This window comes from Agrobacterium sp. fls2-241-TYG-188a (genome assembly GCF_030209845.1).
The window spans coordinates 280,859-306,990 of record NZ_JARVRD010000001.1 but is presented as its reverse complement, the minus strand read 5'-3'; the positions used below and the strand labels follow the sequence as shown (position 1 = coordinate 306,990).

The following is a 26,132-nucleotide window of genomic DNA, read 5'->3' as shown; positions in this document are numbered from 1 at the left end:
AGGACAACCCTGCCGCGCGCAATATGACAGTGCAATTCGTCAACGGAGGTTTGGATGATCGAGAAAATTCTGAGAGAGATGACACTTGAGGAACAGGTCTCGCTGCTGTCAGGAGCTGACTTCTGGACGACGGTGCCGGTGGAACGGCTTGGGGTTCCGAAAATCAAGGTGACCGATGGCCCGAACGGGGCACGTGGTGCGGGCTCACTGGTGGCTGGCGTGAAGGCAGGTTGTTTCCCGGTAGCGATTGCGCTGGGCGCGACATGGAATCCGGCCCTTGTGGAACAGATGGGCGTGGCGCTGGCGGGGCAGGCCAAAAGCAAAGGCGCGTCCGTTCTTCTGGCGCCCACAGTCAACATTCACCGCTCCGGTCTGAACGGGCGCAACTTCGAATGCTATTCCGAAGATCCGCTGCTGACCGCAGCACTTGCGGTCGCCTATATCAAGGGCGTGCAGAGCAAGGGCGTCGCTGCGACCATCAAGCATTTTGTCGGGAATGAATCCGAAATCGAGAGGCAGACGATATCTTCGGATATTGATGAGCGCAGCCTGCGGGAGCTGTATCTCCTGCCCTTCGAACATGCGGTAAAGACTGCGGGCGTGATGGCGGTGATGTCATCCTATAACCGGCTGAATGGCTCCTATACGAGTGAACACGAATGGCTGCTGACGCAGGTGCTGCGCAAGGAATGGGGATTTGACGGCATTGTTATGTCGGACTGGTTCGGATCACATTCGACCGCCGCCACCGTCAATGCCGGGCTGGACCTGGAAATGCCGGGCCCAAGCCGCGACCGCGGCGCAAAGCTTGTCGAAGCCGTCCGCAAAGGTGATGTCGACGCAGCAACCGTGCGGGAGGCTGCTCGCCGTATTCTCAGCCTTCTTGCGAAGGTCGGGGCTTTTGAAACCACACCCGATCTCACCGAGCACGCCCTCGACCTGCCGCAGGATCGCGCCCTTATTCGCAAGATTGGCGCGGATGGCTGCGTGTTGCTGAAAAATGACGGCGCCTTGCCACTTTCGAAGACCACGCTCGACAGCATTGCCGTTATCGGCCCCAATGCGCGGGAAGCACGCGTCATGGGTGGCGGAAGCGCTCAGATTGCCGCGCATTACACGGTCAGCCCGCTGGAAGGAATAGGCTCGGCGCTTTCCAACGCAAACAATGTTCACTACGCCGCCGGCTGCAGCAACAACCGCCTTATCGACGTGTTCGAAGGGGAAATGGAGGTCGAGTATTTCAAGGGCAGGACGCTTGACGGTGCGCCGGTGTGCCGTGAGACGGCCTCCAAGGGCGAATTCTTCTGGTTTGACCTGCCATCGCCAGAGCTTGATCCGGCCGATTTTTCCGCACGGATCACCGCGCATTATGTTGCTGCACAAGCGGGCGAGCATGTCTTCGGCATGACCAATGCCGGGCTCGCAAAGCTGCATGTAGACGACGCATTGCTCGTCAACGGATATGACGGCTGGAGCCCCGGCGACAATTATTTCGGCACCGCCAACAATGAGCAGCGCCAGACGCTGACGCTGGAGGCTGGCCGCCGGTATAAGGTGACAATCGAATATTGCTCGCCGGCACCGACCGATGACGGCATCCATCTGACCGCAATCCGTTTCGGCGTCGAGAAACCGCTTGGTGATGACGCCATGGACGAGGCCGTCGCAAAGGCGGCAGGTTGCGATGTTGCCCTGCTCTTCGTCGGTCGCAATGGTCAGTGGGACACGGAGGGGCTCGACCTTCCGGACATGCGCTTGCCGGGTCGACAGGAGGAACTGATCGAAAGGGTTGCTGCCGTCAACCAACGCACGATCGTCATCCTGCAAACGGGCGGGCCCGTGGAAATGCCGTGGCTTGGAAAGGTGCAGGCGGTGCTGCAGATGTGGTATCCCGGCCAAGAGTTGGGCAACGCCGTCGCCGATGTCCTTTTCGGCGATCAGGAACCCGGCGGGCGCTTGCCGCAAACATTTCCAAAGTCTCTCTCGGACAACTCGGCATTTACAGAAAATCCACTCGTCTACCCCGGGAAAGAAGGCCATGTTCGCTATGATGAAGGCGTCTTCGTCGGATATAGACACCACGACACCAGCAATATCGAGCCGCTTTTTCCATTCGGTTTCGGTTTGGGATATACGCGCTTTGAGTGGGCGAACGCCAGAGCCTCGGCAGAAACCATGGGTGAAGACGGCTTGAACGTTATGTTGGACGTGACCAATGTCGGCGACCGCAAGGGATCGGAAGTCGTCCAGCTCTACGTGCGCCCACAAAACTCAGTGGTATCTCGGCCAGAAAAAGAGCTGCGGGCCTTTGCCAAGCTGGAACTTTCGCCCGGCGAGACCCGGACCGTTACCCTGAAAATCAAACTGCGCGACCTCAGCTATTACGACGTCGAGGCCGCTGCTTTCCGGTCGGAGAAGGGGCAATATGATCTGATACTGGCGGCAAATGCTGGCGATGTCCGCGAAACCGTAAGGATAACCAATCCACATGAATGGCTGGGTCCGGTGGACAGCGTTTCTGTTTAAGAAATAAAAAGACTGCCCCTGCGGAAGCCCGGGCAGTCTCTGTCAATTTCTGAACTTTCGGATCTGGAGAGGGGTGCTTCCGCGCCCCTTTCTAAACCCTTGTGCAACGATGAGCTGCCTGACCTAGGCCGCCTTCTCGCGATAACCAGTCGATGACGAATAGCCACCCTCCGAGGACCCCATTCCGGTCTTCATCTGGCTGGCAGCCATCCGCAATTGATGACTGCTGGCGCCAAGCTGGAACTGCGAGAGGAGGTTGCTCAACTTGCGGCTTTCCAGCGCGAGCCCTGCTCCTGCCGCATTCATTTCCTCGACCATGGCCGCATTTTTCTGCGTGGCCTGATCCATGTGGTTGACTGCGGTATTGACCTGCGCAAGGCCCGACGACTGCTCTTCTGCCGCCGTGGCAATTGCGTCCATATGCGTGTTGATGACCTGAACAAGCTCTTCGATTGTGTTGAGCCCCTCGCCCGTGTCGCTGACCAGCTTGACACCTTCGGCAACGGCCAGCGTGGAGTTGTTAATCAGGCCCTTGATCTCCTTGGCCGCTCTGGCCGAGCGTTGAGCAAGCTCACGCACTTCCTGGGCAACCACGGCAAAGCCCTTTCCGGCCTCCCCGGCACGCGCCGCCTCGACACCGGCATTCAGTGCCAGCAGGTTGGTCTGAAATGCAATTTCATCGATGACAGAAATGATCTGGTTGATCTGGCGCGATGCTTCCTCGATCCGCTCCATGGCTGCAACCGCATTGCGAACAACTGCGCCGGATTGTCCCGCATGGCTGCGGGCATCACGGACGATATCGCGGGCTTCGGATGTGCGCTTGGACGTTGAGACCACGTTAGAGGTAATCTGTTCGAGTGCTGCAGCGGTTTCCTCCAGGGATGCCGCCTGCTGTTCGGTTCTCTTGGCGAGATCGTCCGATGCGTCCGATATCTCCCTGGCGCCGCCTGTGACGGTTTCGACAGAGTTTCCGACGGAAAGCAGCGCATCCCTCAGTTGACGCAGCGATGTGTTGAAGTCCGCGCGCAAGCCTTCGAACTGTGGTGCCATGGGTGTATCGATTTCACACTGCATGTCGCCTTGCGCAAGTCGCTTCAGGCTGGCAGCAAATGTGCGCGTTGCCTGTTCGAGACGACTTTCCGCCTCTGCCTCGGCCAAAGCTTGCATTTCTGCGCGCTCGGCCTCTGCGCGCAAGCGGCTGGACGTGGCATCTGCCTCCAGTTCCGCGTTGCGAATGGCTGCCTGTCGGAAAATTTCGACCGCATGAGCCATCTCACCGATTTCATCCTTCCGCCCGAGGCTCGGAATAGCGCTTTCCTGATCGCCATCCGCAAGTGCGCCCATACGGCCAGAGATACCGCGAATGGCCGAAGAGAGTGCCTTGAACACTGAAAGGGACAAGGCGACCGTCAGCACAATCAAAAGTCCGAGGCTGGCAAGCATGAAGGTGAGATGGCGGCTCGCCACATCGATTTTCGTCTGTGCCAGATCACCTATGTCGTCCACAATCGCCCTCGACATCGTCGCAAAGGCGTCACGGCGTAGATTCATGGCCGCGTTCCAGGTGCTGAGGTCTGCGGTGCTCGGAGCACTGCTGACATTGTTGGTCATCTTGTCGACGATGTTCGCAATGAATTTGCCATCAGCCGACTGCCAAAAGCGCTCCTGCTCATCCATAATCTTTTGCGGCAAGAATTCCTGCATCGGCTTCAAAGCATTCGTGATCAGCCCCTTGGCTGCGAAAAGATGCTTCAGGTCATCATACTGAAGCGACCCATTCTGGGCATACTTACGACCCAGGGTGACATAGATAAGGTAACCATTATTGGCTTGCAGGAACGAGTAATAACCGCGGATGGCGCGCGACAGTTCCGAGTCCTCGACAAGGCTTCCTGCTCGACTGGTAATGTCCAGACCGACAGCCGATATGGGTTGGAGATGCTTTAAAGGCAGAAGGGTATCCTTGTCGCCGCTGTCGACCTTTCTGCGATATTCCGAGATATTGGCAAAGTTCTGAACCATTTTTGCCTTCAAGGCCGCGAGGCCGGCGTCCTCATTTCCATCAGAAAATGCGGTGTCATATGCATCGATCAATTTTGCATAATCATCATCCGTCTCTTTACGCGCAGCTGCTCTATCGGCCGGAAGCGCACTTGCTTCATTTGGCATGGAGCGCTGAAGTGCGGCACCCGCGCGGGCCAGACGCACCAGGTGGACCGCCTTCTCCAGTCCCAGAAAATTCGTGTAGGCGCTTTGGCTGAGAATGCCGCCGAGAACCATGGTCGCGAGCAGCGGCACCAGAGCCAGCATCGTCAACTGTGTTCGAAACGAAAATTTTCTTACCGATATATGCATTCAAGCCCCCTTGACGACGCAGTGCGCTCACCCGCCAAGGAAAATAAAAATCATTGATTGATAAAAAATTACGGATGCCAACTATTGCAAATACAGGAAAGAATATTTTTTAGTACAACCATTCGCTAAAGCTCACATCACCTTTCCGATCGAGAATATTCAAATATTTCTAATTGATCGATATCGAATACAACATGAGACACTGGTTTGGGCAGATCGCTTTCTACCGTGATATCCTTTCAATTCTGCGAAAACCTGAGGCGTCAAAGCAGCAACTGAGAGCGAGACAGGTCTCCGCGTTCACATTCAACTATTTGAAACCCTGCGCACGATACCGGGGAAGGCACGATATGCCAGTTCAATCAACTTGCCACGGCCTGGATAGTTGACCTCGCGCCCGGTCTCCAGAGCTCGCTCGACAGATTCAACGACAACCTCTGGCGTGACCATCTGGGAGATCGATGTCCGGCCATTTCGTAAGAAGTCAGGTCCCGCTTCTGCGACCTGCGATATCAGCGGGGTGTCCACCGCTGGCGGGCATACCAGTTGAAACCGCAGACCGCTGTTGCGGTTCTCATTTATGAGTACTTTCGCATAATGATTGACCGCCGCTTTCGTTGCGCCGTAAGCGCCAAACCGATCGATGGGGACAATACCGGCTGTCGAGCCATAAATGATAATATCACCCTTGCGACGCGGCAACATTCGCTTGAGGAGGACGCCGGTGGCGTTGACCATGCCGCAATAATTGATCTGCATGACCTTATTGATCTTGGCCGGGTCGGTCTTTGCAAGTTCACCGCCCGGCATGATTGCTGCGCAGGCGATGAGACATGTTACGGGTCCAAGCGTTTGCTCGATTTCGGCCACGGTCGCCTCGAGTGCATCGTGATCCGTCACATCGCATGAGAATGGCTTGATGCGGGAATCGTGCCCGCTGACGTCCTGCAATCCTTCCCGGTTGAGGTCGATGATGGCGACGTAGCCGCCTTTCTGGGCCAGACGAAGCGCGTGTAAACGCCCAAGACCGCTGGCGCCACCTGTGATAACAGTTACATCCGTCATGACTAAAGCCTTATCTCCATTGGAGTATCATCACGCTCAAGGCAGAACGCATAGGGACCGGGCATACCCTTCAGGTCCATGATGCCCAGCACACGGCGATCATCAATTTTCGCGAAATGATCAAAGATAGGTTTGCTGTCATAGGCCATGGTCGCTGTCGAGCGCCCTCGAAACTCGATCATCCGCAATCTTGCCTTCGGCAGGCTCGTCTGCAAAAGCGGCCGCGCTACCTTCATTGCCAGACCAAGAACGGATGAACGGGGAAGCGGGGCAAACAATGGCACAAGCATCGGATCGACAGCATAAAGACTGCGCTTCGCAGGACCGTAAAACAGCAGCGGATGCACCGCTTCGGCACTTTCGAACAGTTTGCCGTACCAGCCACTTGGCTCCAGAAGGCCATCTAGCCCATGGCCGGTGCGGATTTCAAAACCCCGCCAGCGTCCAGTCATGAAATCGAGTGTCGCTGGCTCAAGGCCGTCGAAAGCCGCGAGTATCTCATCCGGGCTGGCGCGTCGCGTCTCAAGTATATGTCTTATGGTCATATTAATCCAACCTCGGCTCTACCAATAAAATATATATTTCATGCACCGCTTGCGGCGATCATTCAAACAAACACGCTACCAACTCCTCTCGCAGTTGCAGATAGAGACCTTCGTGCCTAATTCAAGCGGCGACAGGAAATCCGATCCCCCCAACGCTCCCTGTGAGCAGATCGCCATGGATTGAAAATGAACGTATTTGACCTTCTCGAAGACGATACACGCCCCAGAGCACCGCCAATTCCGCAAGCCACTGCGGCAGATCGAATGGCGGGAAAGCGGCTGGCCATGATCCATGCCATGCATATCGACGCGCTCGACGAAACCAAGGCCATGATGCTGAAGGTGGAAGCGGGCGAGCTGGACGCCGGAACGCTTGCGACCAAGATCGAAACGCTCGATATGATGAGAAATTATGTGCGGTTCGGAAACCTTTGCGGGCGGGAATGCGAGTTTCTCAACTATCATCACTCCGCTGAAGATGGTGACATATTCCCTGTCATTCTGGCGGGGGCGAACGACGGCTTGAAAGCGGTCATCCAACGCCTCATGCAGGAACACGACGTGATCCACGAATTGCTTTTGACGCTTTCGAAAAATGTTGCAGCCCTTCTCGCCGACCCTGGCGCCGAAACATTTGCGCAAGCAAAGGAGACCTTCTGTCTTATCGACCGCGTGGTTCGGTCACATTTCGGCTACGAGCAGACGGAGCTGGAAGAGGCCCTGGGCTTTTACCGCGCTCTCTAGTCAATTCCGCATATGCCAATGCTCTGCCCATAATTTCGATGGGCAGAGCATTTTCGTGTGCGTTCACAGAGCGACGCGTAACGTGGCTTATGGCCTCGCTACGCAGGCGACAGAAAACCTCAGAACTCTTCCCACTCAGCCTTTACCGCTGCATTGCCATTGAAAGCGGTGGCGACTTTACGGCCAAGGGCACGAGCGGGTGACTGGACAGGTCTTTCATTGGACGAGACTGTGCGAACAGGGCTTTCCTGCCCGCTACCCAGCTTGAACTGGGCAAGAAGCTGGTTCAGCGATTCCGCTTCGCGCGCCAGGCTATGGCTTGCAGCGGTCTGCTCTTCCACCATGGCTGCGTTTTTCTGCGTTTCCTGATCCATCTGGTTTACGGCAGTGTTGATCTGCTGCAGACCGGAGGACTGCTCTTGCGCGGCATCCACGATAGCAACGACGTGACGGTTGATTTCCTGTACTTCAGTCACGATCGTTTCAAGCGCCTTACCCGTTTCGCCAACGAGCTGCACGCCATCCTGCACATGGGAGTTGGAGGTCATGATCAGGGCCTTGATGTCCTTGGCCGCACTGGCCGAGCGCTGTGCCAGTTCACGCACTTCCTGCGCGACGACGGCAAAGCCCTTGCCTGCTTCACCGGCACGGGCCGCTTCCACACCGGCGTTGAGCGCCAGAAGGTTGGTCTGGAAGGCGATTTCGTCGATGACACTGATGATGTTGGATATCTCGGAAGAAGACTTCTCGATCTGCTCCATCGCGATGACAGCCTTGCGAACCACGTCACCGGATTGTTCGGCGCCAACTCTGGCCTTGGCGACCAACTGGCCGGCTTCCTGCGCGCGGTGCGTGGAATCCTTGACGGTGGTGGTAATCTGTTCAAGTGCTGCTGCGGTCTCCTCGACCGACGCGGCCTGCTGCTCCGTGCGCTTGGCAAGATCGTCGGCTGCGGAACGGATTTCGTTGGCGCCCGCATCGATACCCCGCGCATTGCCTGCGACCCGGGTAAGAGCGGATTGCAGCTTTTCGGCAGAAGAATTGAAGTTGGCTCTGACGACATCCAGATGCTGGGCAAATGGCTGGCTGATGCGATAGGAGACATCACCGTCAGACAGTCGTGAAAGGGCATCGGCCAGGCTATCGACCGCATGGGACGTATCTGCCGCCTCCTTCGCCTTCTGCTCTTCGCGCGCAATACGCTCCTTTTCAGACAGGCTACGATTGGCGATGGCCTCGGCTTCAAGCCGCTCACGCTCAATTGCGTTGTTGCGGAATACCGCAACGGCTTCGGCCATCTGGCCGACTTCGTCGCGTCGATCCAGGCCACCGACTTCCTGTTCGGTTTCACCCTTGGCCAGCGACATCATGCGTGCCCGCAAGAGTTCAATCGGACGGGTGATGCCCTGCGTCGACACGAAAAGGGAAGCCGCGATTGCACAAAGGAACATGACACCAAGAGCAACGAGAGCACTGAAAATCGTCGAGTCCGTAACTTCGGTCAAGGCGTCCGATTTTTCCCCGATCCGCTTGAGGTTACGCTCACTCGTAACACGGATGTCGGTGCGCCACTGGTCTATCATGGGCTGGAGTTCAGTCAGCGTCTTGCGAGCGCCGGCAAAATCGCCGCTACGGGCCAGCTGCCAAACTTTGTCACCTGAAGCAGAAATGGTCTTTACCCGGGCAATGAATGGATCGACATCAGCACTGATTTCAGGCAGCAGTTTCTTTACATTCTCAAGTCTGCTGGACACATTCGCGATGTCATTCTTGTAAACTTCTTCAATCTTGGAGGTGTCGCCACCCTGTTCACGAAGCACCACACCCAGTGTCATGCCATAGCCCATAGAAATAAGTGAGCTATTGGCGCGAAAGAACTCGATCGAGCCCAGGGAGTCTTCGGCAATGAACTTGGAATAGCGGTTATCGGCATCCTTTAAGCTCTTGGCGACATAGGAGACGCCCATAAAACCCAAGAGTGCAACCAGAACTATCAGGGAAAGTATTTTGGTGCGAATTTTCGCGTTTTGAAGAAAAGACATATGGGAGCCTCAGTAAACCAAGATTAATCGACAAACACAGCCATGAAGCGCAACTATTGTTTGCATGGCTATCATCGGGCTGTCGTTAAAGTGGCCACTTCCTCATGAAGCGACTTATGGGAGGCGAGTTTCAATAAAACTGATTTAAACGAGGTTAACAAATTGAATAATTGCCAAATAACAAAATGATTTAAATAGCTTAGGCATAAATACGTTGGTGAATAAAACTAATTTTCAGCTTCGGAAAACCAGGTAAAATACTATTTTTGCGATACATAAATAATAAAAATCAATAGGTTGCATATTTTAGAGTTTGCTTTGATCATTCTTTGAACGCCCGGTTTATCTGGTCCGATAGTGGCTTCAGGAGGTATGAGAAAGCTGTTCTTTCCCCAGTTTTGATCATCGCTTCGGCAGGCATTCCCGGTACAAGCCGAAGATTGCCCAGCTTTTCCAGCTCGTGTGAATCAACCTTTAGTCGTGCGACATAGTAGGAAGCGCCGGTCCTTTCATTCGTGGTGAGGTCAGCGGGAATGCGCGTAACATGCGCCGATAGCTCTGGCGTGGTTCGCTGGTTAAATGCAGACATGCGCAACTGAGCTGCCTGTCCAGGACTAATCTGATCGATGTCCTTTGGCGCGATCTGCACTTCCAGCGCCATATCCGTTTCGGCTGGCACGATCGACATGATCTTTTCTGCCGGGCCAATCACGCCACCCACGGTGTGAACGGCAAGCTGATGGACCGTACCAGACTGTGGCGCAACGATATCGATCCGTTTCAACGTATCCTCGGCAGACACCTTCCGCTCGACATACTCACCGATCTGCCCCTGCACCTCACGCAATTCTCGACTGACTTCCGATTTCAAATCCTGCTCGATCTGGAGTATCTGAAGCCTTGTCTCTGCGATGCGCCCGTGCACCTGAGCCTGATAGGCAATCTTCTCGCCGCGCTCTCCTCCGAAAGTGGCAATCTGCGTTTTCAGGCCATTCAACCTTTGATCCGAAACCACACCCTGCTGCCTAAGCCCGCTTAACGACGTGATTTCGCGGTTCAACACGTCGATTCCGTCGGCATATGCAGCTTCCTGCGCCCTCAGCCCCTCAATTTCGTGTTGGAATTGCGCGACGCGCTCCTGCAATTGCGCCTGCTTGCCATCGCGGGCAGCCTTACGGAACTGAAAGAGCCGCTCCTCACTACGCAGCGCAGACGCAACATCGGAATCATCAAGGCGAGCCGTCATGTCTTCGGGAAAGGCGATATTCGGCGCATCATCCCGCTCGGCTTCCAGCCTTGCCAGTCTCGCCTTTAGCTCATCGAGTCTTTTGCTGACAATGGAGAGGCTGGCATGGGCCTGCGTTGCGTCCAGCCGCATGACGACCTGACCGGCTTTGACTTGATCGCCTTCCTTTACCAGAATTTCACCGACCACCCCGCCCGTTGGATGCTGGACGGTTTTGACATAGGATTCGACCACGAATTGCCCAGGCGCCACGATGGCGCCGGACAGCACGATTGTCGACGCCCAGGCACCCACCCCGCAGACCAGAAGCGCGCCAACGAAGACACCGGCCTGGAGATGCCTGCGCAGGGAGCGTTGAAGATCAAAGGGCTTGGTTTCAGACATCGCTGGGTTCCCTCGCCTTCACCTCGGCCAATTGCAAGTCGGGCACTTTTGCCTCACCCCTCGCCACGGCGCGGATCGGCATCACGCCGTGGCCAGAGGCTTGGTATCCTTGCCGTGGGACATCCCCTTGCCCGTCCTTTTTCAAGACCCTGGACAAAACCTCGTCGCGAGGGCCGAACGCACGTTGCTGCCCATTTTCCATGACCAGAACGAGATCAACCGCGGCCATCGCGCTTGGCCGATGTGCGATGACGATGGCGATGCCGCGCCGCGAACGCACCGCGGCGATGGCGGCAACGACAGCAGCTTCGCCATCGGCATCGAGATTGGCATTGGGCTCGTCCAGCACCACGATGAAGGGATCGCGATAGAGCGCCCGCGCAAGACCGATCCGCTGTCGTTGACCGGAAGACAGTGCCGAACCGGCCTCGCCCACGCGCGTTTCGTAACCCTTGTCAAAACGCAGGATCATATCGTGCGCACCTGCAGCCTTTGCCGCAGCAACGAGCGCAGCGGGATCTGCTTCGTCATCAAAGCGAGAAATGTTTTCAGCAATCGTGCCATCGAACAGTGCCACATCCTGCGGCAGGTATCCGATGTGGGAGCCCAGACGTTCCGGCTCCCATTGGTCGAGGCTTGCGCCATCAAGCCGGACCTTGCCGGAGGCGGGCACCCAGGCATTGGCAAGCACGCGTGCCAGGGTGGATTTGCCCGAGCCCGAGGCACCGATAACGCCCAGCGCACTTCCGGCGCCCAAAATGAATTGCACACCGGTTACCGTCGGTTTTTTTTCACCGGGAGGCACGATGATGAGAGCCTCGGCGCGCAGTTCCCTTTGCGGCGCAGGCAGAGGCGTCATCGCACTGTCCCTCGGGATTTTCGTCAGCAAGTCCTTCAGTCGCGCCCAGCTTTGCCGAGCCATCAACAGTGGCTTCCAGCTGGCAATCAGCAGATCGACCGGTGCCAGCGCCCGCCCCATCATGATGGAGCTTGCAATCATCACCCCGCCACTCGCTTCCTGGCGAATGACAAGATAGGCACCGACACCCAGAATTGCCGACTGCAACATCAGGCGCGCCATTCTGGAGATGCTTCCAAACGCGCCAGAAACGTCACCGGCCTTTCGGTTGGCATCCAGATAAGCGCGGTTAACTCTTGCCCAGCGAAACGCAACGCGCTTGCCCATGCCCATCGCCCGAGTAATCTCGGCATTGCGTCTGGCATCCTCAAGAAGGCCATTGCGCTGCATGTTCTGCGCCGTCACCTCGCGGATGGATTTGCGAGAAAAAAGGTTCGTCAGAAGCGTCAGGGCAATGAGACAAATGGCGCCCACTAGCGCGGTCATTCCAATCCAGAAATGGAACGCGAAGCAAATGAACAGATAGAGCGGCATCCAGGGCAGGTCGAAAAACGCGGTTGGCCCCGAACCGGCCAGGAAGCTGCGAACATTATCCATGTCCCGCAACGGCTGCAGCCCATCTCGCGGAGAGTGCCCCAAAAGCGGCAACCGAACGACAGCGTCATGGACGCGCTTCGACAAACTGGCATCGAAGGCTTCACCGATACGAAGCAGGATGCGGGCACGGATAATATCGAGACCCGCCTGGATGACAAACATGCCCGTGGCAAGGATCGCCAATCCGACCAGTGTCTCCACACTTCCGCTCGCCAGAACCCGGTCATAAACCTGCAGCATGAAAAGCGGCGAGGTCAGTGCCAGCACGTTGACAACGCCGCTGATCAACGCAATCGCCAGAATGACCCATTTCAACGACATAGCGTCGGCATCCGCATCTGACTGCGAAAGAGAATGCTGGAACGATCCGAACACTTTGATTTCCACGAATTCAGGCAAAGACAATGGCGCTACCGGCATCACCGGGAAGGCCCGTTTCCACACTCGCCCCGTCATGCAGCACGGCTACCGAACTCCTTCGCCCGGCTCCGCCACACTGACCACACATCGACACGCGAGCTAGCCTCGAAAATAGCCCCACCGGGCAGCCTGTAAACCCCGATACCGTGTGACTACGAATTCAGGTATCGCGGAATAAGGACCGCCACAAACCATGCATCGACAGCCGTCACATCCGAGACGCCTCTGCCGGAATGAACGCGGTCAAACGCCGGTTTTTTTCGAGAAAGGAGCGGATGAGACGAATTGCACTTCAAGGATACGGGCAGCGGTCTGCCGGCAGCTGTGCTCTATGTGCAGCACCGGTCGGTGCAAGGGTTTTGTGGTTGCATCACGCTGCTCTCTCCATATTGCGCCGGCCGGCTCGGCGGGCTAATTAACATGAACACAAACCTCATATTTAGGTTCTTCATGCGAGTCGTCGTTTGGGCTTTACTAGGTATTATGCTGTCTACCCCTGTTTTCGCCCAATGCGACGGCAGGCTTATCCAGCAAGGCGCTTTTCTCCATCCGCCTCTCTGTGCGCCCAAGGAGCCGAAGCGTATCGTTTCCCTTGTCCCGACGTTCAGCCTTGGCATAGCACTGGAGCTTGGCCTGCCTGTCGTCGGCGCGCCGCTTTTCGGGATGAGCGATAAAGATCTGAAAGCAAAAGCCGAGGCTGCGGGTGTGGTGGATCTCGGGTCTTTCATGGAGCCCAGCATTGAAAAAATCGTCGCGCTTCAGCCCGATCTCATCATTGGCAGCGACTTCCTGGGTGAGGAAGCGTACCAGATGGCATCGCGGCTGGCACCCACGGCACTGCTGACTGGGGCGAACTGGAAAGAATATTATCGCACGCTGGCAAACGTCGCCGGCGTCGACGGTAAAATCGAAGATCGCTTCGCTGACTATGAAAAACGCGTTGCGGCTGTTCGCGAGCGGATTCCAAAGGATTTGCGCGTCTCCGTCGTTCGCATCACGCCTTGGGAATTCCAGGTCTACCTCGATGAACCGGACGCATGGGCACCGTTTGAGGTGCTGCGAGAGGCAGGTGTCAAGCGCACGGATTTCGAAACATCCGAAAAGAAGGTCGGTACGAAACGCCTTGATTTCGAGGGGTTGGCTGGGCTGGATGGAGATATCCTGCTCTATATCGTTGGCGGATCCAACGATTCAGCCACCAGCGGCAGGCATGAGGCGGTGCTCGCCAGTCCGTTCTGGAAAATGCTGCCAGCTGTGAAAGCGGGCCGCGTCTACCGCGTGGACGCAGCGACCTGGATGGAGTTCAGCGGTCTAGCTTCGGCCAACAAGGTTCTCGATGACATCGAAACCTACATCATCCCGAGGCCCTGACATGGAGGTCATCAAGTCGGCGGGGCGTAACATCCCTGCGACACGGATTGTTGCTTTCGGCCTGCTGGCATTGCTGCTTGCTACTTTAAGCCTGTGGTCACTGACCATAGGGACCACCGCGATATCACTCAGCGATGCATTGTCTGCGATCATTTCAGAGGGAACAACCCATCAGGATCTGGTTATCTCCACAATCAGGCTTCCGCGCGTTCTTGCCGCCATCATCGTGGGTTCGACGCTGGGTGTGGCCGGAGCCCTGATGCAGGCGGTTACGAACAATCCATTGGCTTCCCCGGATTTGCTGGGCATAAGCGCAGGTGCCGCCTTTGCCGTGGTTATTTCCATCGTCTTATTCGACGCTCAATCGCCGCTTGTCTTCCTTTGGTTTGCTTTCGGAGGCGCCGCTGTCGCCGGGGCCATCGTCTACGTGATCGCGTCAGCGGGCGCATCGGGTGTAACGCCTGTGAAGCTTGCCCTGTCGGGCGCAGTGCTGAGCGTTTTCCTCGCCTCGATATGCGCATCCATCCTGATCTTTGACATGAAGGCCATTGACATCATCAGATTGTGGTCGGTTGGTTCATTGACCGGGAAGGAAATGGCTTCCGTCGCAGCCGTTGCGCCCTTTGCGCTTGCTGGAGTCGCCGCCACTCTGCTGCTTGCAAGGGAGGTGACGACGCTCAGTCTCGGGGCGGATGTCGCGCAAGCGGTGGGGCAGAATGTCCTGTTATGGAGACTTGTTGCGGGAGCCCTGGTGGTCCTGATGGCAGGAAGTTCGGTCGCACTGGCAGGCCCTATAGGGTTTGTCGGACTTGTGGTGCCACACATGGTACGCTTGAGCCTCGGCACCGATTATCGCTGGATCTTGCCTTTCTGTGCGCTTTCGGGGGCCTTACTGGTTGTTATGGCGGACGGTCTGCAACGAAGTCTGACCGGTATCGACGTCCCGGTTGGCGTGACGCTTGCCCTGGTGGGCGCGCCATTCTTCATCTGGCTGGCGCGGTCGCGCGCCGGTGGGATCGGTTGATGCGCAGCGTTCTCATCCTGTTGGGCTTATCCGTCGCCATGCTGTTTGCGGCTCTGGCGATTGGCGACCACCATATCGAAATGGCGCAGATCCTTGCGGTCCTCACCGACAGTTCGGCGGCGGATGCACAGTCCATACAGATTATTCGCGATATTCGTCTTCCAAGGTTCGTCATGGGCTTCCTTGTTGGCGCGTCGCTTGCCGTTGCGGGCATGATTGCCCAGTCAGTGCTGCGAAATCCATTGGCGGAACCGGGTCTGATCGGCGTCAATGCCGGCGCGGCCCTTGCAGCGGTCATCGTCATCGTCAGGTTTGAGGTGCCTCCCACACACCTGCTGTCGTGGCTTGCTTTTGCCGGAGCCCTCGCAATGTCGCTCGCGATCTATGCCCTGTCATGGAACAGCGGCAGCTCTTCGCTGCGCATCATTCTCATCGGCATTGGCCTCAGTTCGCTCGCCGGGGCCGGAGCAAACTTCATCTCGACCTTCGGAGAGCCCCAGGCGGTGCAGCGCGCGATGGTCTGGCTTTCCGGCAGCATCTATAACAGCACCTGGGATAAAATCCGCACGCTTGCGACATGGCTCACGATCGGCATGGCGGGCAGTGCCCTGATCGCGCGGGAAATGGACCTGCTGATCTTGGGCGACGAGACCGCAAGGGCGCGAGGGCAACGCGTCGAACTGATCCGTGCCGTGATGTTCGTCCTTTGCGCGGTCCTGTCTGGTGCCGCAGTGGCTGCGGCCGGTCTGTTGGCATTCGTGGGTCTCATCGCGCCGCACATTGCTCGCTCGCTCGTCGGGCATTCTCATGGCCTCATGCTGCCGGTCACGGCACTTTCTGGCGGACTTCTGGTGGTGGGAGCTGACCTTGCGGCGCGCACATTGTTTACGCCAGCGCCGCTGCCCGTCGGTTTGATGACGGCTATTCTGGGGGCGCCATTCTTTGCTTATCTCATGTGGCGGAAGAGAAATGTCTGAACAGTCTGGCCTCCCTATCCTTCAAACGCACGAGGCTTCGATCGGCTACGGTGCAAGGCTTATCCTGCGCAAACTCGATTTTTCCGTTCCTGAAGCGGCCTTCACGGTGCTTCTCGGTCCCAATGGCTGCGGAAAATCGACCCTGTTGCGTGCCTTGGCTGGTCTTATCCGGCCACAGCACGGCAGCGTGATGATGAACGGCCGCTCGATTTCGACGTTTGGGCGAAGGGAACTGGCGCAACATATCGGGCTTCTTTCCCAAAATCAGTCGGCACCAGAGGGCATGTCGGTGAAGGATCTGGTCAGGCAGGGCCGTTATCCGCATCGTAGCCTTTTTGGCCGCTGGACGAAGGAGGACGACGAAGCCTGCGAAGAGGCGCTCGCGGTGACCGACACGGCACATCTGGCGGGCGAGACATTTGATACTCTCTCGGGCGGCCAGCGACAGCGCGCCTGGATTGCGATGACCCTGGCGCAACGAACCAGCGTTCTCTTGCTCGACGAACCCACCACGTTTCTCGACCTATCCCATCAGATCGATACGCTGCGTCTGGCGCAAAAGCTTGTTCGGGAACGCGGCGTGACCGTCGTTGCGGTCCTGCACGACCTCAATCAGGCGGCCCGCTACGCTGACAATCTCGTCCTTTTGAAACAGGGTGCAATTGTCGCCGAAGGTGCACCCGCCGATGTCCTGACACCAGAAACGGTCAAGCGCGTCTTCGATGTGGATGTGACGATCATGATCGAACCGCAGAGCAAGGCTCCGATCTGCGTTCCCGTGGATGACGTTACCCCGTAGAACGAAAAACCCGCCAAGCTGGACGGCCTGGCGGGTTTGAAGAAGCCTGAAGGGCTTGTCAGATTGTTCAGAAGGTGGCGTTTACGCGTATGCCGAATGATCGACCTTCGCCGACTGTGGCGGTTTGTCCATTGGTCGCAATCGAGGTCAGATACTCTTCATCCAGAAGGTTTTGGGCAAAGGCAGTGATCTTGAAGTTGTCTTTCTCGTAGCCAACGTTTGCGTTCAAGACAGTAAACGAATCAAGCGACCGCAGATTGTTGACGTCGCCTTTGCTGTAGTAGCCATCGGTGAAGGACACGTCGCCACCTGCGAAGAGACCGCTCTCATGCTTGTAAATGCCACCGAAAGAGGCGGTGAGAGACGGTGCTTCGGGAAACTCGTTGCCTGCGAAGTCGCCCTTATCGAATTTTGTTTTCATCAGACCCAAGCCACCAAACAGCTCTAGGCCATTATCGAAACTGTAGCGAATGTCGAGTTCCGCACCGTAGGAATGCGATTCCGCAGCATTGAGGCTGATTGTTTGGCCAGGGAAGCGAGGGTCGAATTCAAGCGGAACCTGTTGGTTCTTATAATCGTAGTAGAAGATGTTGCCGTTAACCTGCAGCCTGTCTTCCAGCCACTTGGAACGGTAGGCAAGTTCATAGGCCCAGAGAGTTTCAGGGTCGACTTTGTTGACTGTCGTGGTGCCAATCACAAGCTCAGAGAAGCCCGGTCTGTAGCCTTTAGTGGCGGTCGCGGCCAGATTTTGATTCTCGTCCAATTCGAAGGCCAGGCCGATCTTCGGCAGGAACTCGGTGTTTGAAACCGAATTGTTTTCGGTAAGAGGGACGTACCCGAACGTGGAAATATCGAGAAGGCTCCCCGTGTAATTTGCCGAGACTTTGTCATGAACCAAACGTCCACCCGACAGCAACGTCCAGCGATCGACGAACTCGTAGCGGGTGTCCGCATAGAGCGCGACTGTCTCGCTTTCGTTCTTTGCCTGTAGCAGCTGAAATGGCAGGATGAACGGAATGGACGGGTCTGCAACCGCCTGAATGTTCGAATCGAGATCGAAGGTGGATCGGCCCGCAAAAACACCGAAGACACCCGAAAACTGCGAATCTTCCGATCCGTAGGTCAAGCGGATATCCTGGGAGAAATCACCGCCCTCACGCGTGTCGTCGCGAATGAATTGAAACGCCGTAAGCGTCGAAGTCCGAGGAGAGTTGATATCCACATCCGTGTCTACGAAGGAGGTAATCGACTGTATTTTCCAGTCTTCGTTAAATTCATAACTCAAGTCGGCGATGTAACGGTTGACGTATGTATCCCGCCGTTCTGCAGTCGTGGCATCGAAACGTCTAGCGAAGAAGTCAGGACCGCTCACAGCCCCCCATGCCGGTTTGTCATGTGTGCGGCTGACAGTGAAAAGGCCCTTAAATCCGGCCCATTCGGCTGGTTCCCACAGCAGCTTGCCGCGAATTTCCTCGAATTCGTTTTCGCCTACATCTGAAATAGACGGATCGACATAGTGGATACCGTTTTCTCCACGGAAGACTTGTCCCGCGATACGAAATGCCAATTCGTCCTTGACGATCGGTGCTGAAACGGCAAAGGCGCCCGATCTGTATTTGTCAGTTCCAGTCACGCCTTCAAAACTTGCTTCCGGAGTATAGGTCGGATCTTTCGTCTTGATGACGACCGAGCCCGCGAGGGCATTGCGCCCCTGTATAGTGGATTGCGGGCCACGCAGAACCTCGACTTGCTCGACATCCCAGACGCCTCGCGTTCCACGCCGCGTTGCCTCAACACCCTGTTCCGCACCGTCCACCACCACAGAAATGACCGGGTTCGAGCGGCTCGGAGCGGTTACACCCTCGGAGCTTAGACCGCGAATTACAATGTCAGAATTACCTTCGCCGCTCAAAAATGAGCGGATGTTGGGCGCGCTGTTCAGCGCATCATTGAGTGTCGGCCGGACGAGATCATGAAGCTCTCCACCCGTAAAAACTTCGACACTTGTGAAGGTAGTAAACTGATCGCGTCCAAATTTTTCCCCGGTAACGACGATCGTTGGAAGTGTCGTTGTATCCTCTTCAGTCGTCGCAGCATCCTGAGCCATCGCAATCGGCGTGCCCGGCCCGATAGAAACTGCCCCTGCCACTATGGCAATGGCCGTCGAGCCACGAAGTGACCGCAAATTATTAAAAAATGTCATTATCCCCTCACACCAGTAACCCTAGTGAGGGGTAACTAATCGATGAAAGATGAGTATTTCAATCACCTTATTGCAACTTGACCTTACAACATCCGAGCGTTGCAAATCTGCATCATATTACAGGCCCCTGAAGAACAGACTATTGTCCGCCGGACCAGCAGGAGGCCATATGCATCTGCGTCTTGCGGATGCCTCAGGGAACGCGGAGAAAAATGTCGACCGTTCGAACTATGCTCGTTTCACGCGAGAATGAGAAGGTGCCGATGTTCTGCAGTGGCTCACTGCTCTTCGAAAGACCCATCTGTTGCAAGCGCGAGGCATAAACCAGCCATCTGGATTCACGCTCTCTGGAGAGCATCGCAGAAGCAGCACCTCGGCGAACCTATCAGTTCGACCTCATCCTGAAGCAGTCCTGCCCATTTGTGACGTCGGTTCTATGGCGCTCGCAAGATCGATTTTCCGATGGCGGCGACCAATCTCGCTCTAAGATTTCGGGGGCCTTTTGTGAGGACCAAATTATCTCAATGTAGAGACCCGATCGCGAGCGATTGATTAGAAGAGGTAATGTAATCACAAAAAAGTATTAACTTTTATTCGCGGATGACGGTGTCTAATGTTCGGGAAAGAGGATGCAGATGGTGGGCTTTCATCTTAAATTTCGGGCAACCATGCACCGAAGCATCCGGGTTCGATTTAGCTGACACGGCTAGATATACAATTGAAGGTTGGACATGACAATAACGCTACCAGACGACCCAGCCCGCGAAGATGTTCTGGCTTCGCGTCCCACGCTGTGGCTAAACACCGAGTATCGAAACGGGTCGATCAATGACGCTCATCTTCCTGTTCGGCCACAGCTCGTGGACGAGGCGAAGGCGAACTGGGAACGACTTGCACCCTTGCTTCAGACCTGTTTTCCAGAGCTTGAGGCCAGCGGAGGCGCCATTCGTTCGGATCTCATTGAGTTGACGGCACTTCGCGAGGCACTTGGTTACGGCAGCGAGGCGTTCGGCAGGGTGCTGGTCAAAGCCGACAACGCTCTTCCCGTGGCGGGCTCGATAAAAGCGCGCGGCGGGGTGTATGAGGTGTTCTTGTTTGCGGAATCTCTTGCAATCCGTGAGGGAATCCTTGGAAAGAACGATGATATCCGCAAGCTTTCCGAAAAAGACGCGAAAGAACTCTTTTCCAAATACACCATCGCCGTTGGGAGTACCGGCAACCTCGGTCTTAGCGTTGGCGTTGCTGCACGCGCGCTTGGCTTCAGGGCTACCGTTCACATGTCTTCGGACGCAAAGCCGTGGAAAGTTGAACGGCTTACCAAGCTCGGCGTCGATGTCGTCCAGCATCAGGCCGACTACACGGTCGCTGTGGAGAACGCCCGGCTGGAGGCAGAACAGGATTCCTCGATTTATTTCGTGGACGATGAGCAATCTCAACAATTGTTTTTCGGTTACAGCGTTGCGGCATCGGAACTTGCCGAGCAACTCCACGCTCTTGGGATCGTGGTGGACGCGCAACATCCGCTTTTCCTTTATTTGCCTTGCGGAATCGGCGGCGCGCCGGGCGGTGTGACATATGGTGCCAAAAAAGTATTTGGTGATAACGTACACTGCTTTTTCGTAGAACCCGTCGAGTCTCCCTGTGCCATGGTTCACATGATGAGCGGTTCGGAAGAACTCGTATCTGTCTATGACGTGGGATTGACGAACCGCACGGAAGCCGACGGAATGGCCGTTGCCAGAATGTCAGCCTTTGTCGCAAGGGTCATGCGCAACATGCTCGCGGGCGTGTTCACGGTCAAAGACGCCGATCTTTTTCGCTGGTTGCGCCTTTCCCACGAAACGCAGAACATTCGACTGGAGCCATCGGCGGCGGCGGCCTTCGCCGGGCCTGATTTCCTCGTCAATCATCGCTCCGGCCAAAAGTTTTGCCAACAGCAGGGCATAAGCGATATGCGAAAGGCGACCCATGTGGTCTGGACAACCGGCGGCCTGTTCGTGCCACAGGACCAGTACGAATCGTTCCTTGAGAGGGCTTTGGCGGCCTGAGAGCTGCCTATTCAATCCGCCATTCAGGGCTTTGATTTCGCCATCATGTGATCGATGAAAATCTGTATCGCCTGGCTTCGTTTCTCTGATTTGCGGAACGCCAAGAAGATCTTGCGCCTGATCTCCGGCACGACCTTGCATACCCATACGTCTTCAAGGTCGTGGCTGGCGCGCAGACCCGGCAGCATCGAGATGCCGTAGTTTTCGCGGATCATGGCAATGGTGACTTCAAAGCCCTTACAGCGCGCAACAATGTTGGGCTTGAAGCCAACGGACCGGCACGCCTCCACCAGCATGCTGTTGTAGGTTTCCGAGGCCGTGTCGATTGCCCACCGTTCGTCACGGAGTGACTTCAGTTTTACGGTCGGCTGCTCGGCAAGCTTGTGGTCTTTGGATACCATCACATTGAATACATCTTCGGTCAGGTAGATGGTTTCTATGTTCGGGTCCAGCGCGCCTGTTGGCATGTTGAGGTCATCGATGATGGCTATGTCCGTATGCCAACTGCGAAGTGCCGCAACGCTTTCCTCCGGCTCCATTTCCTCGAACTGGATGGTGAGATGAGGGTGGATTTCCGACAGCTGACGCACGACCTTCGGAATGAGTGCGGCCGCAACGGATGGAAATGCGGCTACGCGCAACTCGCCCGAGATCACGCTTTTCAGCTCAGAGATATCGACCTTGGCGGATTCGATTTCCGTCAGTATTTTTTCCGCACGCTCCACGAGCTTCTGGCCCGCCAGTGTCATGACGACCCCGCGTCCGCGCCGCTCTATCAGCTTTATGCCAACCTCTTCTTCCAGCAATGCAATTTGCTGGGACACCGCAGAAGGGGATACGTAAAGCGCTTCTGCCACAGCCGCCATTGTTTTTCGGATCGACAATTCTCTGAGCGCACGCAGTCGGCCAACGTCCATGATTTCTCTCCCGGTGACGGAAAATGATTAGCACAGCTTACGCTATAAGAAAATATTATTAACTTTTTCTGGATCGTTCTCCACTTTAGTTTCTCATCTCAAGGAAAACGGAACTTTTTGAGAGGGACCATGGACAACGTGGCAAAGGCTTTTTTCGCAACCAGTGTCGAGGAGCGTGATCCTCTCGTTGCAGGCGCGCTTGCAAATGAGCGAGACCGCCAGCAGAACCAGATCGAGCTTATCGCATCTGAAAACATTGTCAGCCGCGCGGTGCTCGACGCACTCGGCCATGAGATGACGAACAAGACGCTGGAAGGCTACCCCGGCAACCGCTTCCATGGCGGCGGCGAATTTGTCGATGTGGTGGAACAGGCGGCGATCGACCGCGCCAAGCAATTGTTCAACTGCGCTTATGCCAACGTCCAGCCTCACTCCGGCACCCAGGCCAATCTGGCCGTGTTCTTCCTTCTGATGAAGCCGGGCGAGAAGGTTCTTGCGCTCGATCTGGCAGCCGGTGGCCACCTGTCGCACGGCATGAAGGCCAACCTGTCCGGTCGCTGGTTCGAGGCCCACAACTACAATGTCAATCCGCAGAACGAAGTCATCGATTATGACGAGATGGAACGGATTGCCGAAGAGGTTCGTCCAAAGCTGCTGATTACGGGCGGCTCGGCCTATCCGCGCGAACTCGACTTCGAGCGCATGGCGAAGATCGCAAAGAAGGTCGGCGCTTACTTCATGGTCGATATGGCGCATATCGCCGGTCTCGTGGCAGGTGGCGCTCACCCATCGCCGTTTCCACATGCCGATATCGTGACCTGCACCACGACGAAGACGCTGCGCGGACCACGTGGTGGTCTTATTCTGACCAACAACGAAGAGTGGTTCAAGAAACTCCAGGCAGCCGTATTCCCAGGCGTTCAGGGCTCCCTGCACAGCAACGTTCTGGCCGCGAAAGCCGTCTGCCTCGGCGAAGCACTTCGCGACGATTTCAAGGTCTATGCCCATCAGGTCAAGGCGAATGCGCGGGTACTTGCCGACACGCTCATCGAGCGCGGCATCCGCATCGTGTCAGGCGGAACGGATACGCATATCGTGCTGCTCGATCTTTCCAGCAAGGGCTTGAACGGCAAGCAGGTCGAGGTGGTTCTGGCGCGTGCCAACATCACATCGAACAAGAACCCGATCCCTGGCGACAGCCCACGTCCGGCTGAATGGGTAGGCATGCGCCTGGGAACATCAGCCGCCACGACGCGTGGTCTTAAGGAAGGCGAGTTCAAGGCATTGGGCAACGTCATCGCTGATTTGATCGATGCTGAAGCTGCAGGCAAGGCAGACGACGTGGTTGAAGGTGCCAAGGCAGTTGTTGCCGACCTGACCCGCCGTTTCCCCGTCTACGGCCACTGATACAAGATCTCATCGCCCGAACGCTTGATGTATGCCGCGCGGGCAGCCTGCACGCGCGGCATCTTCATACCTGCCTGATGCATCCACTCTTCGCTCTCAGGCCGCTCTTCGCTTTCAGGCCAATCTTCGCTCTCAGGAAAGACAACGACATGGGAATGGACAGACTTCAACAAGCAAACGTCATCGACGGCAAGGCTTTTGCAGCCGGTATGCTCGAGCACCTCAAGAGCGATGTCGCTGGCCTGCTGACCGAAACCGGCAAAGTCCCTGGCCTGGCCGTCGTGCTCGTGGGCGATGATCCGGCAAGCGCGGTTTATGTGGGCTCCAAGCACCGCCAGACCGTAGCTGCCGGGATGAATTCCTTCGAACACCGGCTACCGGCCGAGACTTCGCAGTCGGAGTTGATGTCCCTGATCGAACGGCTCAACACCGACCCGCAGGTTCACGGCATTCTGGTGCAGTTACCCTTGCCAAAGCATCTTGATCCGAGCGCGGTCATCCAGGCCATCAATCCCGACAAGGATGTCGATGGCTTCCACATCGCCAATGCCGGCCGCCTTGCCACCGGTCAGCCAGCGCTCGTTCCCTGCACGCCGCTTGGCTGCATGATGCTGCTGAAGGACCGGCTCGGTGACAATCTGGCGGGATTGAACGCGGTCGTTATCGGAAAATCCAACATCGTCGGCAAGCCGATGGCGCAGATGCTGCTCAACGCCAATTGCACGGTCACGATCGTGCATTCCAAGACCCGCAATACTCAGGAACTGTGCAGAGCTGCCGATATCCTCGTCGTTGCCGTAGGCCGTCCCGGCCTTGTGCGCGGCGACTGGATCAAGCCCGGCGCCGTGGTCATCGACGTCGGCATCAACCGGATCGTTCAGGACGGTAAATCGCGGATCGTCGGCGATGTCGCCTATGATGAAGCGGGCCATGCCGGAGCCATTACTCCCGTTCCGGGCGGAGTGGGACCTATGACGATTGCCTGCCTGCTTTCCAACACACTTACAGCATTTCGCCGCCAGCATGGGCTGGCAGCCTAACTACAAACGGGAACCGAACCATGACCAGCAGTCAGTTTCGCTACGCCCTGCGCGTCGCCTGCCCTTCTATCCGCGGCGTTACCGCAGCCATCGCATCCTATCTGGCAGACAATGGATGCAATATCTCCGATAGCGCACAATTCGACGACGCCGATACCGGACGCTATTTTATGCGGATCAGCTTCAAGTCTGAAGAAGGCCGGACACTCGACCAACTGCGTGAAGGTTTCGGCGCCATTGCTGCGAAATACGAAGCCAACGCCGAATTCTCCGATGAAATGGAGAAGAAGAAGGTCATCCTCATGGTGTCGCGCTTCGGCCAACTGCCTGAATGACCTTCTCTACCGTTGGCGGATCGGCGCGCTGCCGATCGATATCGTCGGCGTGATCTCCAACCACATGGATTATCAGCGCGTCGTCGTAAACCACGACATTCCCTTCCACTGCATCAAGGTGACCAAGGAAAACAAACCGGTTGCCGAAGCCGAGCAGATGCGCATCGTTGAAGAAAGCGGCGCGGAACTCATCGTTCTCGCCCGTTACATGCAAGTGCTGTCGGATGATATGTGCAGGAAGATGTCCGGCCGGATCATCAACATCCATCACTCCTTCCTGCCGAGCTTCAAGGGTGCGAACCCCTACAAGCAGGCCTTTGAGCGCGGCGTGAAACTCATCGGTGCGACCTCCCATTATGTAACGGCGGATCTGGACGAGGGCCCGATCATCGAGCAGGATATTGTCCGCGTGACGCACGCACAAAGCGCCGAAGATTATGTCAGCCTTGGCCGTGACGTGGAAAGTCAGGTTCTCGCCCGCGCCATCCACGCGCACATTCATGGCCGCGTCTTCATCAACGGCAACAAGACGGTGGTCTTCCCGCCATCGCCGGGTTCCTACGCGTCAGAACGCATGGGCTGAGTCTGAGCCTGGATAAACCAACCAAGGTGCGGCCGTCGAAACTTTTCGATGGGAAAAGGCGGCGGGCACGTGATGACCGCTGCCTTGCCCAGCGGCGAGGTTTCCAGGGCGAGCTTTTATCGGAGATAACAAATGCTGCAAGAAGTGCACACAGACAAAGCGCCAGCCGCCGTCGGCCCATTCTCGCAAGCGATCCGCACGGGCAATCTGCTTTTCGTATCCGGCGCCCTGCCGATCGACCCGGCAACCGGGGAATTCAACAGTGAGGACCCGGTTCCGCAGGCACAACAATGCTTGCGAAACATTGCAGCCATCGCTGAAGCCGGCGGGACCAGCCTTTCGAACACAGTTAAGACGACGGTTCTACTGACGGACCTCGGCGCCTTTGCCGATATCAATGCGGCTTATGCGACATTTTTCGAGAAGCCCTATCCGGCCCGCGCCTGCTATCAGGTCGCAGCCCTGCCCAAGGGCGCAAAGGTTGAAATCGAGGCCGTTATCGCTATCCCATGAGAGCGTGCACAGGCTGAAACCGAATTGGCGGCCTTCGAGTCGCCAATTTTTTTTATGGCGATACGACAAATTCCTGCCACGTCACATTGGCCTTCGGCTGAACCATTTGTGACCCCTTGAACGCAAAAC

The 26,132-nt window shown here is 56.5% G+C and carries 18 protein-coding genes and 1 pseudogene; 11 read left to right on the top strand and 8 right to left on the bottom strand.

Annotated elements, in window-relative coordinates:
* Positions 1 to 54: 54 nt before the first annotated feature.
* Complete coding sequence (locus QRN85_RS01295; RefSeq protein ID WP_284756923.1) at positions 55 to 2,526, top strand: glycoside hydrolase family 3 C-terminal domain-containing protein; 2,472 nt, start codon at positions 55 to 57, stop codon at positions 2,524 to 2,526.
* A gap of 123 nt (positions 2,527 to 2,649) precedes the next feature.
* On the opposite strand, the gene QRN85_RS01290 is transcribed toward QRN85_RS01295, so the two are convergent.
* The 3 genes from QRN85_RS01290 to QRN85_RS01280 form a co-directional block, all read right to left on the bottom strand.
* Positions 2,650 to 4,884 carry a methyl-accepting chemotaxis protein gene (locus tag QRN85_RS01290; protein WP_284756922.1) on the bottom strand — a complete coding sequence of 745 codons (2,235 nt, stop codon included), beginning with the start codon at positions 4,882 to 4,884 and terminating at the stop codon, positions 2,650 to 2,652.
* 306 nt (positions 4,885 to 5,190) lie between these two features.
* Positions 5,191 to 5,949, bottom strand: a complete 759-nt coding sequence (locus QRN85_RS01285) for an SDR family NAD(P)-dependent oxidoreductase (protein WP_284756920.1) — start codon at positions 5,947 to 5,949, stop codon at positions 5,191 to 5,193.
* A 2-nt stretch (positions 5,950 to 5,951) separates the two neighbouring features.
* The gene (locus QRN85_RS01280) at positions 5,952 to 6,494 is read right to left on the bottom strand and encodes a DUF4334 domain-containing protein (RefSeq protein WP_284756918.1); all 543 of its coding nucleotides are present in this window, start codon (positions 6,492 to 6,494) and stop codon (positions 5,952 to 5,954) included.
* A gap of 186 nt (positions 6,495 to 6,680) precedes the next feature.
* Between QRN85_RS01280 and QRN85_RS01275 the strand changes: the two genes are divergently transcribed.
* The gene (locus QRN85_RS01275) at positions 6,681 to 7,238 is read left to right on the top strand and encodes a hemerythrin domain-containing protein (RefSeq protein WP_284756916.1); all 558 of its coding nucleotides are present in this window, start codon (positions 6,681 to 6,683) and stop codon (positions 7,236 to 7,238) included.
* A gap of 119 nt (positions 7,239 to 7,357) precedes the next feature.
* Here the strand turns inward: QRN85_RS01275 and QRN85_RS01270 are convergent, their stop codons facing one another.
* The 3 genes from QRN85_RS01270 to QRN85_RS01260 all read right to left on the bottom strand — a co-directional run bounded on the left by QRN85_RS01270 (position 7,358) and on the right by QRN85_RS01260 (position 12,687).
* On the bottom strand, positions 7,358 to 9,280 hold the full coding sequence (locus tag QRN85_RS01270; protein WP_284756915.1) for a methyl-accepting chemotaxis protein: 1,923 nt from the start codon (positions 9,278 to 9,280) through the stop codon (positions 7,358 to 7,360).
* 322 nt (positions 9,281 to 9,602) lie between these two features.
* Complete coding sequence (locus QRN85_RS01265) at positions 9,603 to 10,910, bottom strand: HlyD family type I secretion periplasmic adaptor subunit (protein WP_284756913.1); 1,308 nt, start codon at positions 10,908 to 10,910, stop codon at positions 9,603 to 9,605.
* Entirely contained in the window at positions 10,903 to 12,687 is a 1,785-nt protein-coding gene (locus QRN85_RS01260) for a type I secretion system permease/ATPase (protein WP_284757239.1), read from the bottom strand. Before QRN85_RS01260 ends, QRN85_RS01265 begins: the two co-directional genes overlap by 8 nt.
* A gap of 384 nt (positions 12,688 to 13,071) precedes the next feature.
* Here QRN85_RS01260 and QRN85_RS01255 point away from each other — a divergent pair, with 384 nt between their 5' ends.
* The 4 genes from QRN85_RS01255 to QRN85_RS01240 are packed head-to-tail and all read left to right on the top strand — an operon-like array spanning position 13,072 to position 16,957.
* The gene (locus tag QRN85_RS01255; protein ID WP_502870743.1) at positions 13,072 to 14,157 is read left to right on the top strand and encodes an iron-siderophore ABC transporter substrate-binding protein; all 1,086 of its coding nucleotides are present in this window, start codon (positions 13,072 to 13,074) and stop codon (positions 14,155 to 14,157) included.
* 1 nt (position 14,158) lies between these two features.
* On the top strand, positions 14,159 to 15,181 hold the full coding sequence (locus QRN85_RS01250; protein ID WP_284757233.1) for a FecCD family ABC transporter permease: 1,023 nt from the start codon (positions 14,159 to 14,161) through the stop codon (positions 15,179 to 15,181).
* Positions 15,181 to 16,158, top strand: coding sequence for a FecCD family ABC transporter permease (locus tag QRN85_RS01245; RefSeq protein WP_284756909.1), 978 nt, complete (start codon positions 15,181 to 15,183; stop codon positions 16,156 to 16,158). Before QRN85_RS01250 ends, QRN85_RS01245 begins: the two co-directional genes overlap by 1 nt.
* Positions 16,151 to 16,957 (top strand): ABC transporter ATP-binding protein, encoded by an 807-nt coding sequence (locus QRN85_RS01240; protein WP_284756906.1) that lies wholly within the window; start codon positions 16,151 to 16,153, stop codon positions 16,955 to 16,957. The genes QRN85_RS01245 and QRN85_RS01240 overlap by 8 nt, the downstream gene beginning before the upstream one ends.
* 67 nt (positions 16,958 to 17,024) lie before the next feature.
* Here QRN85_RS01240 and QRN85_RS01235 read toward each other — a convergent pair whose 3' ends face one another.
* Complete coding sequence (locus QRN85_RS01235; protein WP_284756904.1) at positions 17,025 to 19,160, bottom strand: TonB-dependent receptor; 2,136 nt, start codon at positions 19,158 to 19,160, stop codon at positions 17,025 to 17,027.
* Positions 19,161 to 19,891: 731 nt separating this feature from the next.
* Between QRN85_RS01235 and dsdA the strand changes: the two genes are divergently transcribed.
* Complete coding sequence (gene dsdA, locus QRN85_RS01230; protein WP_284756903.1) at positions 19,892 to 21,208, top strand: D-serine ammonia-lyase; 1,317 nt, start codon at positions 19,892 to 19,894, stop codon at positions 21,206 to 21,208.
* Positions 21,209 to 21,231: 23 nt separating this feature from the next.
* On the opposite strand, the gene QRN85_RS01225 is transcribed toward dsdA, so the two are convergent.
* Positions 21,232 to 22,125, bottom strand: coding sequence for a LysR family transcriptional regulator (locus QRN85_RS01225; protein WP_062590108.1), 894 nt, complete (start codon positions 22,123 to 22,125; stop codon positions 21,232 to 21,234).
* A gap of 129 nt (positions 22,126 to 22,254) precedes the next feature.
* Between QRN85_RS01225 and QRN85_RS01220 the strand changes: the two genes are divergently transcribed.
* From QRN85_RS01220 to QRN85_RS01205, 4 genes and pseudogenes are all read left to right on the top strand, one after another.
* On the top strand, positions 22,255 to 23,532 hold the full coding sequence (locus QRN85_RS01220; RefSeq protein WP_113098751.1) for a 2-methylserine hydroxymethyltransferase: 1,278 nt from the start codon (positions 22,255 to 22,257) through the stop codon (positions 23,530 to 23,532).
* A gap of 149 nt (positions 23,533 to 23,681) precedes the next feature.
* Positions 23,682 to 24,572: a bifunctional methylenetetrahydrofolate dehydrogenase/methenyltetrahydrofolate cyclohydrolase FolD gene (gene folD, locus QRN85_RS01215; RefSeq protein WP_284756900.1), complete on the top strand. Its 891-nt coding sequence runs from the start codon at positions 23,682 to 23,684 to the stop codon at positions 24,570 to 24,572.
* A 20-nt stretch (positions 24,573 to 24,592) separates the two neighbouring features.
* A pseudogene (purU, locus tag QRN85_RS01210) lies at positions 24,593 to 25,490 on the top strand (formyltetrahydrofolate deformylase).
* Between the two features lie 132 nt (positions 25,491 to 25,622).
* A complete protein-coding gene (locus QRN85_RS01205) occupies positions 25,623 to 26,003 on the top strand; it encodes a RidA family protein (protein WP_062590103.1) in 381 nt (126 codons plus the stop codon).
* Positions 26,004 to 26,132: the final 129 nt, after the last annotated feature.

Bases quoted from the DNA above. Each gene is read 5' to 3' on its own strand.
- QRN85_RS01295 (WP_284756923.1), top strand. From the start codon at position 55: ATGATCGAGAAAATTCTGAGAGAGATGACACTTGAGGAACAGGTCTCG.
- QRN85_RS01290 (WP_284756922.1), bottom strand. From the start codon at position 4,884: ATGCATATATCGGTAAGAAAATTTTCGTTTCGAACACAGTTGACGATG.
- QRN85_RS01285 (WP_284756920.1), bottom strand. From the start codon at position 5,949: ATGACGGATGTAACTGTTATCACAGGTGGCGCCAGCGGTCTTGGGCGT.
- QRN85_RS01280 (WP_284756918.1), bottom strand. From the start codon at position 6,494: ATGACCATAAGACATATACTTGAGACGCGACGCGCCAGCCCGGATGAG.
- QRN85_RS01275 (WP_284756916.1), top strand. From the start codon at position 6,681: ATGAACGTATTTGACCTTCTCGAAGACGATACACGCCCCAGAGCACCG.
- QRN85_RS01270 (WP_284756915.1), bottom strand. From the start codon at position 9,280: ATGTCTTTTCTTCAAAACGCGAAAATTCGCACCAAAATACTTTCCCTG.
- QRN85_RS01265 (WP_284756913.1), bottom strand. From the start codon at position 10,910: ATGTCTGAAACCAAGCCCTTTGATCTTCAACGCTCCCTGCGCAGGCAT.
- QRN85_RS01260 (WP_284757239.1), bottom strand. From the start codon at position 12,687: ATGTCGTTGAAATGGGTCATTCTGGCGATTGCGTTGATCAGCGGCGTT.
- QRN85_RS01250 (WP_284757233.1), top strand. From the start codon at position 14,159: ATGGAGGTCATCAAGTCGGCGGGGCGTAACATCCCTGCGACACGGATT.
- QRN85_RS01245 (WP_284756909.1), top strand. From the start codon at position 15,181: ATGCGCAGCGTTCTCATCCTGTTGGGCTTATCCGTCGCCATGCTGTTT.
- QRN85_RS01240 (WP_284756906.1), top strand. From the start codon at position 16,151: ATGTCTGAACAGTCTGGCCTCCCTATCCTTCAAACGCACGAGGCTTCG.
- QRN85_RS01235 (WP_284756904.1), bottom strand. From the start codon at position 19,160: ATGACATTTTTTAATAATTTGCGGTCACTTCGTGGCTCGACGGCCATT.
- dsdA (WP_284756903.1), top strand. From the start codon at position 19,892: ATGACAATAACGCTACCAGACGACCCAGCCCGCGAAGATGTTCTGGCT.
- QRN85_RS01225 (WP_062590108.1), bottom strand. From the start codon at position 22,125: ATGGACGTTGGCCGACTGCGTGCGCTCAGAGAATTGTCGATCCGAAAA.
- QRN85_RS01220 (WP_113098751.1), top strand. From the start codon at position 22,255: ATGGACAACGTGGCAAAGGCTTTTTTCGCAACCAGTGTCGAGGAGCGT.
- folD (WP_284756900.1), top strand. From the start codon at position 23,682: ATGGGAATGGACAGACTTCAACAAGCAAACGTCATCGACGGCAAGGCT.
- QRN85_RS01205 (WP_062590103.1), top strand. From the start codon at position 25,623: ATGCTGCAAGAAGTGCACACAGACAAAGCGCCAGCCGCCGTCGGCCCA.